Below are 13,694 nucleotides of genomic sequence, written 5' to 3' on the forward strand. Positions count from 1 at the left end.
TGGCGTTTTACTTTTTGCAGTTAAAGCGTCACGGTAAGCGGCGGTTCTGGAACTTCCAAGAAACACGCTATCACGCGGTACAATTCGCCTTCCGCGACGGTGATCTTACCATCAGACTCAATTGCTAAACGACACGCCTTAACGAACTGTCGCCGTTGAAGGGGTTTAAGTTGCAACAACAGCTCCAATGCAGCGCGACTTAAACGCCAGTTGTTGTTTGGCGCTTCCAATGTCGTTTCTGCAAATCCTAGCGAGGTGAGCGAAGCGTTGAATGCGCGTTGTGCGCCTTCTCGTTCTGAATGCGTGACCCACGCCAATTCACGTAGCAACCAGTGCACGCTTTCTTGGAGTTGCTTGAATGTCTTGTTTTGGCGAGTAGAGCCAAAAGGCGCAAGAAGCTGCTTTTCCAGCAAGTTAATGACGCACCATTCACCCAGTGAGTAGTGATTGTCCGTTTGAGACAACTCTCGCAACACTTGGCAAAGTCTGTTTTTCTGACCTTCACTCATTGATTTAAGTGCTGGGATGGCGAGCTCTAGCAGAGGAAGTCTTAAGTGCAGGGGCAAATCGTAATCCAGCCATGGTAACAGCTTTGCGTGCGAGACCATTGGAATATGACCTTTGATCATCTCACGTTGCACATCGCTGCCATCAAAGATCAGGAGCAATGCAATAAAGCGCGAACTGTAGGGTTCACGCGCAATGTCTACCAAGTCTTGGGGCAATTGGCTGATCAGTTGTTTTCCTGTGTCACTTAGTTCTGAGGAAGTTGGAGTGACACTTTGTGGTTCATGGTCTTGAGAGCCGAAATCGGCATCCGAAGCAAATCCGCTGACTTGTTCATGAGCAAACGTCGAAGCTTGGCTATGATTTCTGCGCGAAAAACTGCCGTCCCAGTTGGGTTCAATGCGACGGATTCGTTCTTCAAGAGGCGGGTGAGTAGCAAAGAAACCGGTGAAGCCAGACAAGCTGCTTTGTCCAAACATCATGTGGCTCATTTGGCTGCTCGCTTGCGCATCCAAGCTAGAGCCAGATGCGTGACCGCCAATCTTTTTCAACGCACCTGAAATACCTTGGTCATTACGAGTAAACTGAACTGCACTCGCGTCCGCCAAGAACTCACGTTGCCGTGAGATAGCTGCTTTGATCATTGAGCCAAATAAAGTACCAACCCAACCGAGCACCAAACACACAACCGCGATCAGCATGATGACAGCGAAGCCTTTATCGGAATCGGAAGAGCTTCTTGATGAACGGCTAGTGTAGTGTGTATTGTCGAGAACCAAGTGACCCAAGTGCGCAATACAAGTAATGCCGAACAAGACGCCAATCAAGCGCGTGTTCATGCGCATGTCGCCATTCAATACGTGGCTGAACTCGTGGGCAATGACGCCTTGCAGTTCATCACGAGAAAAGCTGTCGAGCGCACCTTGCGTGACACCTATAACGGCATCATCAATGCTCATACCTGCAGCAAAAGCGTTAATGCCTCGCTCTTCTGGCATCACATAAACAGGGGGGACAGGAATGCCAGAAGCAATCGCCATCTCCTCTACCACATTAAGTAATTGGCGGTGTTTTGTGTCCGTTGTATTTGAGGAAATAAGCTTACCTCCAATACTTTCAGCGACGCCACTACCGCCATTGGAAGAAAGTTCAGATAGGCGGAACATAGAGCTGATTGCGACGACCAGTGCCACACCTGCAAAGCACAGCAAGGTGTAAGTAATAGCGGTGCGTTGATCAAATGGCTCGCCGGTTACTACGTAATAAATAGTAATGGATAGTACGCTGACCAAACTTGTGATGATTAATACTGCTAAGGAGAACAGAAACACCAAAAGCCCGGTACGCTGACGTGCGGTATCTTGATGGTCGAAAAAATCCATTAGAACTCAACCTTTGGCGCTTCTTGGATTGCTTCGCTGTCTGCAAACTCCAGCAACTTACCATCTTGGAAGCCAAACATATTGGCAAACAAGACTGGTGGGAAAGTCTGTTTGTAAGTGTTGTAGCTGGTAACAGCATCATTGAAAGCTTGGCGAGCAAAAGCGACTTTATTCTCCGTGCTGGTTAGTTCTTCTTGCAACTGAGTCATGGTTTCGTTGGCTTTCAGTTCTGGGTAAGCTTCAACGACGACGTTTAACTTACCTAGTGCATTTTGTAGCATGCCTTCTGCTTGTGCCAGTTGGCTAATTGCCGCATCGCTGTCTGGCGCGTCACTTGCTGCTTTCAAGCCCGAAATTGCCTGGTTACGCGCTTGGATGACTCGCTCGAAGGTTTCTTTTTCGTGTTCCATGTAACCTTTCGCTGTGCTGACAAGATTTGGGATCAGGTCGTAACGACGTTTTAACTGAACCTCAATCTGAGCAAAGCTGTTTTTAAAGCGATTACGCAGCGTCACTAGTTTGTTGTAAATGCTGACCGCAAACACCGCGATAAGCAAAATGATGACGATGAAAACAATAAGTGAAGTCATAGTAAGTTCCATTTTGTGAATGTATTTGGACTTTATATAAGTAGTTGAGATATTAAGCAAATTAGACTTACTTATAATGTGCAATGTTTTGTAATTATGGGACGTATTGCGTATTCAGTACGAGGTGTCAAAGAGGGGAAAGGTGGTGACAAGGTCTGTGGAATAGAAATAAAAAAGCCCGACAAAACTGCCGAGCTTTTACGAACTAGATGATTGTGATTAGCGCTTACGCTGACATTGGTACAAGAACCATAGTACCGATGATCACAGTAATCAGACCCGCTAGAACTGGCACTGATGTGCGTTTTACTACCTCAAATGGGCTGATGTTTGCCATACCTGAAGTAGCAACGATTACGCCAGATACTGGCGAGATAGTACGACCTAGGTTAGAAGCTTGTAGCATTGGGATGATTAGGAACGCAGGGTTCAAACCCATTTTCGCAGCCAGTGAAGGAGCAAGTTCAACGAACGCGTAGAATGGTGCGTTACCAGAACCCGTTGCAATTGCTGCCGCCACGGTTAGACCTGTTAGGATAAGCATTAGTGCGATACCGCCTGCGCCTGCGTTATCCGCTAGGTGAAGAAGGTTGTCGATCGCACCGATAGACATAAGACCTTGAGCAAACACACCAGCAGCAACCAAAAGCATTACTACACCCTTAAACGCATCCGCCATGCCTGTGTAGCACGAGTCTAGATCTTCAAGAGATTTCTTACCGTCGAATTTATTAACAACGTAATGAATAACCGCACCTAAGAAAATCGAGCCAACCACGATCGTGTAGATATCTAGGCTTAGACCAGGGATTGTGCGACCGTTGAATAGGAAAACACCGATGATAGGTAGGAAAGGTAGCGCAGCGTAGAATGCTGGAGCATCTGCTTTGATCTCAGACACGTCGATTCTTTCCATTGGTGTGTTATCTTTCTTATCTAGGTATTTGTTCCAGAAGAAAGCGGCTGCCGCCATTACGATGATTGCACAGATAGAAACAGGAAGTACGGTTTGAACCGCAAATACGTCAAGCGCGAGACCAGATTTTTCTGCTGCGATAACCACGTCACCTGATGTTGGCGACAGAATGATTGCCGCTGGTGAAGCACACACTGCCACTGCCGCTGGACGAGAAATACCCATTGCCGTCATCATAGGGAATAGGGTCGCCATTAATAGCACGCCCAGACCTGTTGCTGAACTCACTGCAAGAGACATCAAACATGCCACGATGTAAGCCGCTACCAAAAGGACGTATGGAGACTTGATAACAGAAAGCGGTTTAGAGAACTGTTTTACAACAACATTGTTTGCGCCGATGTGTGTCATGTAAGACGCAAAACCACAAAGTAGCATGATTTGCATACCAAGACCGCCGCCACGGTATTGAAGCATGTATTTTACGTACTCTAGTGCGTCCGTCACCATATTACCCGTTGAGGTTACTTTTGATGGCAGAACGTCATGGCCAAGAATGCCAGTCATAAGAAGCAAACTAATACCTGCGGTTAATAACACGCCAGCAGCTTTGTAGCCTTTGACAATGAAATAACCCACAGCAATGGTCACTACCAAGCCAATTAAGAGCTCTAACATAGGGTTGTCTCCAGATATTATGAAAAAAAGAAAGAAACTGTTTCAGTTTATGTCTGGGAATTTACAGAATTCTTTCCTGTGGCACGAGACTAAATTAGAGCTAGCATGATCTAAAACAAATAATAGATTAATAAATAATTGCATTGGATTATATTGTTTAAATTACGTTTTTTAGGTGTTATGTACTAGTTTTCTGGATTTTAAAGAAACGAAAATATGAACATTCAATCGAATAAAAATTGCACTAAATGATTAAAAAGTGAGAAAAGCGATAGTTCGAGCTAGATCACGTTAAAGGGGCTTGGTTGAACAAAAAAGCTCCGAATTAACGGAGCTTTTGTTTTGACGTCTTTATATTGAAGCGCGATTTACACGTTACGCGTAGCGACGCACTAAGAGATTCCAACTGCGTTGTTGACGTTCAAATTCTTCCTTAATTTGTTGGTACTTTAATTTGGAAACGGAGCGCTCGTACTTTTTCACTACTGTTGCCGTTTTCTCGCCAAGTACTTCTTTGCGCGCTTCGTAGTACTCCTGCATGTGATGCACTAATGCGTCGAACTCCTTCTGAAGCTGATCGCGAATCGACTGGCTGTTTGGCTTACTCTCTAGTTTTTCTTTGGCTTTCTTCAATAACTGCGTCGCGCGTGCTTTTTCTATGCGAAACGTTGACGTCGTACGAAGCTTCGTTGTTAACCCCAGCCAAGAACAAGATTTGATCAGCCATTTGGTTGGATCGTAGTGCCACCAGTAAACGCCATTACGGTAATCGTTCTCAAAGATGTGATGGAAGTTGTGGTAGCCCTCACCAAAGGTAAAGAATGCCAAAATGCCATTGTCACGAGCAGTGTTTTTATCGGTGAAGGTTTGTTTACCCCAAACGTGCGCCAATGAGTTGATAAAGAAAGTGGTGTGATGGCTCAAGAACAGACGAGCAGCACCGACAATTAGGAACATTCCCCAGATATCACCGTATAGAAGCCCAAGAGCTAGTGGGAAACCAATGTTCGTTGCGATAGCCAAAGGGACATAATATTTGTGCTGCCACACGACGATTTTATCTCGCTTCAAATCTCGACAATTAGTGTACTCGTTCTCTTTTGATTTGTTGTAATCACGAAGCATCCAACCGATATGTGAATACCAGAACCCACGTTTTGCTGAGTATGGGTCTTTGTCGTTGTCGTCGACATGTTTGTGGTGAACACGATGATCGGATGACCAATGCATTGCACTGTTTTGAAGAGAGAAAGCACCACCGATGGCAAAGATGAATCGTAAAACTGGGTGAGCTTCGTAGGTTTTGTGACTCCAAAGGCGGTGATAGCCCGCTGTAATAGAGAGGTTGGTGAAACTAAAGGCAATAATGCCCCAGATCAGATGCTCCCAGCCTAAACCGAAGTGGTATGCATACCAAGGCAGTACAATAAAGGTGAGAATAAAACTGGCGGAAAATATCAATATATTCAACCAGATAAGTGGTGGTTTATTATGCTTCACAATGTGCCCCTAACTTTGAGCTAACAACTGTACGCCAGAATATCAGCGTACACGTGTAAGTCAAACTAAAGTTCGATGACTTTGTTTCGAGTTGTGACATTTCTATCGTTAAGCGAAAACTCGCAATAATTGGGTTTCGTTGGTGGGATATTTTGCTTTTAAACGAATAATGAGTAGTATTAATCAATGAGCTGTGGCTATAGATTTGTAAAATCTGCCAATAATATGCAGTTAATGAGGTGGAAAATGCCAAAGCTCGTTAGAGAAGCAATACAAGAACATAGGAATACGTAATGGAATTACGATTAGCGGAATATAAGGATTATGAACGCATAGCGCAGTTACACGCAGACAGTTGGAAGCGCCACTACCGTGGTGTGTTGAGTGATGGCTATTTGGATAGCGAAGCCATCGACGACAAACTGTTGATATGGCAAACGCGCTTAACCAATCCACCATTCAACCAACACATTGTTTTAGCCGAAGAGGGTGGTCTTCTTCTTGGTTTTGTTTGTGTGTTTGGTAATCATGATTTTGAACGTGGCAGCTTTATTGAAGCATTGCACGTAGATGACAGTTATCGCGGAAGAGGTATAGGCAAACAGCTACTTCTTGCGGTAGCGGAATGGCACCAGCAATACTTCAAGGACAGTGGTTTGTATCTTGAAGTCGTCTCTCAGAATGAACCTGCGGTTGAGTTTTATCAACATATTGGCGGGCAAGAGTGTCAGGAGCGAAACTGGAAAACTCCGGGCGGAAATGAAGTACTCGAAAAAGTGTTTCGTTGGTCTAACGCGCAATCACTAGTGAGTGGCATTGAAGAGAATGTTATTTACTCGTAACTCAGATTGAGTTTCCTTTAAACATACAAAGAGCAGCACGTCGCTGCTCTTTTTTGTCTGCATAGGGATACCACTTAGAAGGTGAGTCCTAGGGCTTTGAGTTCTTGTTCACATTGTTCAGCATTCTCAAATTGAATCGCAGAGATTCCAAGTTTTCGAGCGCCTTCTACGTTATAAGGCATATCATCAAGAAAAACCGTCTCAGCAGCGATAAGTTGATGAGTATCAAGCAAGCTCTGATAGATCTCAGGCTGAGGTTTTAGCAAACCAAGCTCGGCGGAAACCGTCGTTCCATCAAATAAAGGCCAAAACTCATAGGTTGTTTTTAAGTGTTCAACAATCTCAACAACATTATCGGTTAATGCATACACGGAATAACCAGCACTTTTGATGCGTGTGAGGAGTTCTACGCTGCCAAAGATCAGAAGTTGTGTTTGCTTAACATAGTAAAAGAATCGCTCACATTCGTTGAGAGACAGCTGTTTCTCTGATTGGTAACGCTCTTTCGCCTCAGCTTCTGTGATTAAGCCTTTGTTTAAATCTAACCATATATCGTTTGCGAATAATGCTTTAGCTTTTGCCTCAGCATCAACGTGGTTGCCCAATGTCAATCTGACGATTTCTAAAGGTGACCATCTCACCATGACGTTGCCGATATCAAATACGACATTCTTAATTGAGTTAGCTTGCATAGGTATCCTTGGGTTAATTTGATTAGGTACGTGTTCAAATTCCGGCAATATCTTAATTGCAATATGTTTATGTAAAAATTGTTGCGTATAATCCGGTTTTTCAAATACTTTTCGATGTTATTTGACTAATTATCACCTTTATGAATGTAACGGATTGAATTTAAAGCAGACCGTCATAAACTTTTGAACAACACCTCGCTGTTTATGTGCGATAACTAATATATAATTATAAGAAAACAATGTAATAGACAGTTAAACGTTAGGGCTGAGTTAATTAAGTAATAATATGGACGCGATTCGCAAAGTTTATCAGTACGCAGAGCCAAACCTTACCTTAGTAGGGTGGATGGGCTTTGTGGGCTTCCCAATTTATTACGTGGTATGGGAATTCATGTTCCCACAACCGTACGAAAACTTGCCACTGAGAATTCTCTGCTCTTTCTTGTTCTTTGGTATCATTTATCGTAACCGCTTACCATTCGAGTGGCGAAAGTATCTGCCGGCTTTTTATCAAGTCGCAATTACCCTTTGTTTACCTTGTTTCTTCTTCTATATGTTGTTGATGAACAACTGGTCAAATGTTTGGGTAATGTCGTTTATGTCGGCGATATTCCTTCATATTTTGTTGGTTCATATTACTTGGGTTATGTTTGCCCAGACCTTTGCTGGTATTGGTTTGGCGACGTTTTTCGCTTGGGTAGCTCAAGGCTTTCATATTGAGCTCACCATGGATTGGACGCATGTACCAATCTTCTTGTTCATTTATCTATTTGGTAACTTGTTCTACTTCCGAAACCAAGTGGAGCACGAAGCAAAAGTTTCCTTGGCTAAGTCTTTTGGTGCGGGCATCGCCCATGAAATGCGAAACCCACTCAGCGGCTTGTTGACTTCAATTGATGTGATTCAATCAGTGTTGCCCAACCCGAAAGAGGGAAGAAAAGCGCAATACGAGCTGAGTGACGAAGATGTGACCTTATTGCGTGAAGTCAGTGACGATGCAATGAAAATCATTCACTCAGGTAACGAGACCATTGATTTACTGCTAACTTCAATTGATGAAAACCGAGTGTCGCGTTCGACGTTCCAGAAACACTCGGCTCAATCTGTCGTTGAAAGTGCAATTGAAAGTTTTAGCTACAAACGAGCGACTGACCGTTTTGCCATTTCGTTGGATATGCGTAGTGAATTTGATTTCTTGGGCAGTGATACGCTGTTGAAGTACGTCATGTACAACTTGTTTAAGAATGCATTTCACCACCGAAGTTCGGAAGATTTTCATATCCACGTTACCATGTACAGTGACGATTTCAGCAATCAAATTGTGGTTACGGATAATGGTTCAGGCATCGCGCCTGATGTGTTACAAAGCATTTTCCAAGACTTCTACACTACAGGCAAATCGGGTAGTTACGGCTTAGGTTTGCCTTTCTGTAAAAAGGTGATGCGTTCATTTGGGGGGGACATTCGGTGTCAGTCAGAAGTGGGCGAGTGGTCGCAATTTACGATGACCTTCCCGGCGATTAACTCAAATGAAGTCAAAGAGATCAAAAGTGAGTTAACCAAGCTAAAAACCACACTCTTTGTGAGTGAGCAAAACATTCTAGTGTCTAAAATGACGGACATTGCTCGGTTTATGGGCTTTAGCCTTACGGTGTTAGACGTTGATGCTCTGCTCAAGAAGAAAGAATATGAATTTGAATACGATTTGATCTTTGTCGATATCGAAAGCCTAGACGCCCGAGGCAGTCATATGGACAAAATGGAGTCACTATTTTCATTCACTGAAGCTCGTATTGTTTATCTGTTTGAGCACCACCCAATTCAGAGAGCCAGAAAGGCATCTTTTGCGCCGATTTGGGTGGAAACACAAGCGTGGTTACTCAACACAAAAGCAACCATTGATCGTTTGCTATACGACGCCAACTATGTGGTTCCTCAGGTATCAACGAAGCCGCTAGATGCAACGAACAAACGAACGATTATGGTCGTTGATGATAACGAATCCTTGCGTAAGTTCACGGCAATGTTACTTGAGAAGCAAGGGTTTGAAGTGATCCAAACCGAAGACGGTCAGCAAGCTATAAGCGCATTAGATACAAATGACATTGATCTCATCTTAATGGACATCGAAATGCCAGTGATGGATGGGGTAGAGACATCTCGTCGAATTCGAGCGTCAAACAAACCTTATGCTTCCGTGCCTATCATTGCCCATACGGGAGACAGTTCACCAGTGACTCTCGATAAAATTGGCTCGTCTGGCATGTCAGATTTTATTGTCAAACCGGCAGATAAAAACAGACTGTTCGATAAGATAGCGAACTGGATTTAATTCCATCGCCTAACGCACTCATTGCCTAGCATCATTATTGAAGAACGGAATGACGATAGAGCTCAGCATTGTGCTGAGCTCTTTGTTTTTCGGCAGCGACAAGCTTCCATTCAATTGTGCCGTTATCGATTCGTTATGCGAATTCTAGTTCTGGATGGTTAAATGCTTCCTGACAAGCGGTAAGTACGTGGTCCACATCGCGAGAAGTCATATCTGCATTGATTGAAAATCGGATGATGTTTTTGTTCTTACCTGTTGCTGGGCGACAGAATACTGCACCAAACACATTACGTTCTTCAAGAAAGTCACGTACACGTTCCGTATTTCTCTCGCTACCGCACTCCAAAGCGACAATTTGAGATTCACTACGGATATTAAAGCCAATTTGTTTTAATCCTGTTCTTAGCTCTTTAGCTCGGTTGAACAGTAAGGTTCGTTTATCGTCAGCTCCCTTAATCACCTCAAGCGTTTTTTCTAAGCGAATCACTTCTTGCGGCAATACCGTCGAGCTAAAAATCGCTGGATACGCGACAAATGGGAGTGTCTTAGCCAGCTTCTCAGGACCAAGAATAGCCCCCGCACGGTATGCGAATGTCTTAGCCAAACTTACCGTAATGAAATCAACTTGATCGGTTAACCCTAACGCTTTCACAAGACCAGCGCCATTTGGACCGTGAGTTCCAAGTGAGTGGGATTCATCGACGACCAATGCACAATCAAATTCACGTGCCATTTCGTAGATGTCGTGAAGTGGGGCGATAGTACCAATCGTGCTATAGACCGAATCGACAACAATCACACCGGAGCCATGACGTTGGATCTGTTTACGCAAGTGGTTCATATTGTTGTGCATAAATGCATGCGCGTGTGCTCCCGCTGCTCGAATACCTTCCCATAACGACATATGCGCAAAAAAGTCGATATAGACGGGCGTATTTGGTGGGCAAATCGTTTGCAACAACCCGATGTTTGCCGCCCATCCTGATTGTGAGAGCAAGCAACTTCCCATTCCCACGTAATCGGCGAGTTGGGTTTCAAATGCAGGCTTGGAAGTATCATCTTGCAGGAAGATTGCAGACATTACTACGTTGTCGTCATGCTCGGTAATTGCATCACGATGTGCCTTTTGAATCAGTTGGTTGTGGGATAACGATAAGTAGTCGTTGCTTTGCATGACCACTGCTCCGGATTGTGGTCGCTTACCCAAAACCAAGTGCTTCTGGTTCTCGTTTTGTTCGATCAAGTCTTGAATATAAAAGTCTAGGCGTTCCTCAACAAAAGAAGGAAGAGGTTTCGTTTTCAGTTTATCACTCATAATAATTTCTCTTAGTAATACGAAAAACGCCAGCGCTGACAGTTATATAGTTTTAACTGATATGAGAGATGTGTCATTGCCAATGTTGCATAAGTTTGCGTACGCTTGCAAACTCGGTATTTAAGGGTTGGGTGCGGTTTGGAATTCCTTACCTTTCGGGAGTCTAACTATGATGGAGCTTAGAAAATAACCGTTAAAATTCATAGTAAATCACTATGAATTTGTTTGGTTTTTTCTACAAAAATTAACGAATAGATGTCAAATCACAACGCCATTTTGTGGCGTTTTAGAGTGGTTCGTTCCATTTAATGTGGTTAACGAGTCTGTGGATTTTCAAGCTGATAAAAAAGATATACCCACGTGACTTCGAGATGATGTCTTCAAGATGAGGATTTCAGAGTGTTGTCATGGATTTGAGAGCAAGTACAACCATCAAGTGGAGTATCAAGCTCTTTTCAGATTGTTATAAACCTGGAAAATAGGCGAAAAAAAGCGCGTATAAAACGCGCTTTAAAACAGTGATTGAATAGGAACTATCGTTTGTTTCGTAGGTAACGCTTACGACGTTCTTCTTTGCGTTTTGCTTTCTCTTCTTCTTTACGAGCGGTTTCGATTTCTACTTCGATCAGCTCTTGAGTAATCATCTCTGGCAACTCAAGGGTGATTTGCCCTAAGGTGCCCTGACGAAGTTCGTGTAGAAGGATTTCAGATACCTTGTGTAGGTCAACACGACCACCCGCACGAAGTGCTCCACGACGACGACCAATTTCTTCCATGATTTCGATATCAGACTCTGGAAGCTCTTCGATTTGATAACGCTCTTTAAGCTTCTCTGGGTAATGAGCAGCTAGGTATTCGACCGTGTAAAATGCCACTTCATCGTATTCCATTGCGGTATCTTTCACCGCACCTGTTGCTGCGAGTCGGAAACCACTGTGCGGGTTTTCAACTTTTGGCCACAAAATTCCTGGGGTATCTGAAAGTACGATGCCATTTTGTAGGTTAATACGCTGCTGACGACGAGTGACCGCTGGTTGGTTGCCTGTTACGGCAATCGTGCGACCTGCAAGAGTATTGATAATGGTCGATTTACCAACGTTTGGAATACCCATGATCATGGTACGAATGTTCTTACCAATTTCTTCACGGTGAGGCGCTAGCTTGCGGCAAAGCTCCATAATCTTATGTACTTCACTCGTCTCTGACGTAGTGATTGCCATTGCTTTTACGTTTTGCTCTTTCTCAAGGTGATCAATCCACACTTGAGTTAACTCCGGATCGGCAAGGTCGCGTTTATTCAGTACCTTTACTACTGGTTTATCACCGCGAATTTGGGAGATCATCGGGTTTTCACTACTGAAAGGAATACGAGCATCCAGTACTTCGATGATCACATCCACTTGCGGGATTGCTTCTTCGATTTCTTTACGCGCTTTGTGCATGTGGCCAGGAAACCACTGGATAGAGTTGTTAACCATCTGAAAAATCGCCTTATTGTTTCATGGTTATGCTGGTGGGTTAATCAATTTACCTACATCACTAACGAGGATGTTAAGGGGAGCGGGGTATGTTTCCCCACTCAATACCACTACAGCGAGTCATGTGAGGATCTTAACACTTTATTGGATGGGCGGAAATGTTAGAGCAAGCTGACATCGCGATATTTAAGGGCTTGAGCGTTGCTTTGGCTTCGCTTTGGTTAGTTTCGAATCGAATATCAATGCCTCGGTAATGATGTGCCTTATCACGATAAAGAAAATGACATCCGGGTGATTCGAGCGTCAGACCAACAAGGTGAGTTATGAGGCATGTTTGTTTAATTCTCTGATCAGCTCTGCGCGTTCAGTCCTTGCTGCTAACATCATTTGCATGTTCACCAGAGGAGGGCGCGCTTTTCTGATGTATTGTGCGTAATCAACAGGAACGCCATCAACGATCAACTCTATGTGCAGGTGAGGTCCGGTTGTTCTGCCTGTGTTACCTGAGCGACCAATAGCTTGTCCTTTCGTTACGTGGTCACCTACGCGAACGTTGCTGCGTGATAAGTGCAAGTAGCGGGATATAGAGCCATTTGTGTGACGGATGTTTATATAGTTGCCTGCAAAACGATTGTAGCGTGATTTGATGACGACACCGTCTGCAATACTTTTTATCGGCGTTCCAATTGGGACTGCATAATCTGTCCCTAAATGAGGAACAATCAAACCGGTTACTGGATGTCTTCTCTTTAAATTAAAGCCGGAGCTAATTTTGTAAGCTTTCGCTAGTGGAAATGAATAATAAGGCTTTTGAATTAGCTTATTTCCATATTCATCGTAAGCATTGTCTTTACCATCATTAATAATGAAAAAGTCTCTTTTACTACCTGAGTAGTAAAAAGAACTAATGTATCTTTCATTATAACTATTGGTTTTGATTTTTACTGAAAATCGGTCGCCTTTCTGTGCTGAACCAATAATGTTGAACTCATCTTCGATTAACCTGAACAAAGATTTGATCTCATGCGGGGACAATCCGGAATTAATTAAAGAGGCAACAAACGAGTAATCAATAATACCTGTGGTGATCTTGGTGCGTTGAAAGTGTGCTTCATAAGTTTGCTCGATGCTATTACTATTTATCTTATTGTAACTTGCTGTTTTTGCTGTTGATTTGGTGGGAGTGATATGAAGTTCTGGGGTGAGCAAGTAATGAGTCAAAGATACGCCAGCAATGATAACGAGTGCAATAAGAACAAGGGGTAAAGCAATGTGCTGAGTCTGCTGTCTTAATATTAAACTTGTCATTAAATCGAAATTATGCTTAGAGGCTAAAAATTGAGGGGAGTATAATATTTAAAATAAAATCTTACACGCCTTTAAAGGCAATTCCTGTGTTTTTACTAATTAAATAACGATAGATGTGAAGTGGCGCTGCTAAAGAGATTGAAAACTGCCTATT

At 43.4% G+C, this 13,694-nt stretch carries 10 protein-coding genes; 2 read left to right on the top strand and 8 right to left on the bottom strand.

The features are described from left to right. Positions 1-20 precede the first annotated feature (20 nt). From J4N44_RS20680 to J4N44_RS20695, 4 genes are all read right to left on the bottom strand, one after another. Complete coding sequence (locus J4N44_RS20680) at positions 21-1,889, bottom strand: M48 family metallopeptidase (RefSeq protein ID WP_017819193.1); 1,869 nt, start codon at positions 1,887-1,889, stop codon at positions 21-23. Then, positions 1,889-2,479, bottom strand: coding sequence for a LemA family protein (locus J4N44_RS20685; RefSeq protein WP_005447146.1), 591 nt, complete (start codon positions 2,477-2,479; stop codon positions 1,889-1,891). Before J4N44_RS20685 ends, J4N44_RS20680 begins: the two co-directional genes overlap by 1 nt. 226 nt (positions 2,480-2,705) lie before the next feature. Next, complete coding sequence (gene dcuC / locus J4N44_RS20690) at positions 2,706-4,073, bottom strand: anaerobic C4-dicarboxylate transporter DcuC (protein WP_005447145.1); 1,368 nt, start codon at positions 4,071-4,073, stop codon at positions 2,706-2,708. A gap of 375 nt (positions 4,074-4,448) precedes the next feature. Next, the gene (locus J4N44_RS20695; RefSeq protein ID WP_017188909.1) at positions 4,449-5,573 is read right to left on the bottom strand and encodes an acyl-CoA desaturase; all 1,125 of its coding nucleotides are present in this window, start codon (positions 5,571-5,573) and stop codon (positions 4,449-4,451) included. Positions 5,574-5,866: 293 nt separating this feature from the next. Between J4N44_RS20695 and J4N44_RS20700 the strand changes: the two genes are divergently transcribed. Continuing rightward, positions 5,867-6,415 (top strand): GNAT family N-acetyltransferase, encoded by a 549-nt coding sequence (locus tag J4N44_RS20700; RefSeq protein WP_005447141.1) that lies wholly within the window; start codon positions 5,867-5,869, stop codon positions 6,413-6,415. A gap of 74 nt (positions 6,416-6,489) precedes the next feature. Here J4N44_RS20700 and J4N44_RS20705 read toward each other — a convergent pair whose 3' ends face one another. Then, positions 6,490-7,107 (bottom strand): HAD family hydrolase, encoded by a 618-nt coding sequence (locus J4N44_RS20705; protein ID WP_252045694.1) that lies wholly within the window; start codon positions 7,105-7,107, stop codon positions 6,490-6,492. Positions 7,108-7,393: 286 nt separating this feature from the next. On the opposite strand from J4N44_RS20705, the gene J4N44_RS20710 reads away from it, so the two are divergent. Further along, entirely contained in the window at positions 7,394-9,439 is a 2,046-nt protein-coding gene (locus J4N44_RS20710; protein WP_017819191.1) for a hybrid sensor histidine kinase/response regulator, read from the top strand. Between the two features lie 133 nt (positions 9,440-9,572). Here J4N44_RS20710 and cqsA read toward each other — a convergent pair whose 3' ends face one another. From cqsA to J4N44_RS20725, 3 genes are all read right to left on the bottom strand, one after another. Further along, positions 9,573-10,754 carry an alpha-hydroxyketone-type quorum-sensing autoinducer synthase gene (gene cqsA / locus J4N44_RS20715; protein WP_026000191.1) on the bottom strand — a complete coding sequence of 394 codons (1,182 nt, stop codon included), beginning with the start codon at positions 10,752-10,754 and terminating at the stop codon, positions 9,573-9,575. A gap of 533 nt (positions 10,755-11,287) precedes the next feature. Then, positions 11,288-12,232, bottom strand: coding sequence for a ribosome biogenesis GTPase YlqF (gene ylqF, locus J4N44_RS20720; RefSeq protein ID WP_005447133.1), 945 nt, complete (start codon positions 12,230-12,232; stop codon positions 11,288-11,290). Positions 12,233-12,553: 321 nt separating this feature from the next. Further along, positions 12,554-13,540, bottom strand: a complete 987-nt coding sequence (locus J4N44_RS20725; RefSeq protein WP_252045695.1) for a peptidoglycan DD-metalloendopeptidase family protein — start codon at positions 13,538-13,540, stop codon at positions 12,554-12,556. Between the last annotated feature and the right edge of the window lie 154 nt (positions 13,541-13,694).

The sequence above is a fragment of the Vibrio sp. SCSIO 43155 genome, assembly GCF_023716605.1.
Classification (GTDB): Bacteria; Pseudomonadota; Gammaproteobacteria; order Enterobacterales; family Vibrionaceae; genus Vibrio; species Vibrio harveyi.

Excerpts from the sequence above, each read along its gene's own strand:
- J4N44_RS20725 (WP_252045695.1), bottom strand. The coding sequence starts at position 13,540 with ATGACAAGTTTAATATTAAGACAGCAGACTCAGCACATTGCTTTACCC.
- J4N44_RS20685 (WP_005447146.1), bottom strand. The coding sequence starts at position 2,479 with ATGACTTCACTTATTGTTTTCATCGTCATCATTTTGCTTATCGCGGTG.
- J4N44_RS20705 (WP_252045694.1), bottom strand. The coding sequence starts at position 7,107 with ATGCAAGCTAACTCAATTAAGAATGTCGTATTTGATATCGGCAACGTC.
- ylqF (WP_005447133.1), bottom strand. The coding sequence starts at position 12,232 with ATGGTTAACAACTCTATCCAGTGGTTTCCTGGCCACATGCACAAAGCG.
- cqsA (WP_026000191.1), bottom strand. The coding sequence starts at position 10,754 with ATGAGTGATAAACTGAAAACGAAACCTCTTCCTTCTTTTGTTGAGGAA.
- J4N44_RS20700 (WP_005447141.1), top strand. The coding sequence starts at position 5,867 with ATGGAATTACGATTAGCGGAATATAAGGATTATGAACGCATAGCGCAG.
- dcuC (WP_005447145.1), bottom strand. The coding sequence starts at position 4,073 with ATGTTAGAGCTCTTAATTGGCTTGGTAGTGACCATTGCTGTGGGTTAT.
- J4N44_RS20680 (WP_017819193.1), bottom strand. The coding sequence starts at position 1,889 with ATGGATTTTTTCGACCATCAAGATACCGCACGTCAGCGTACCGGGCTT.
- J4N44_RS20710 (WP_017819191.1), top strand. The coding sequence starts at position 7,394 with ATGGACGCGATTCGCAAAGTTTATCAGTACGCAGAGCCAAACCTTACC.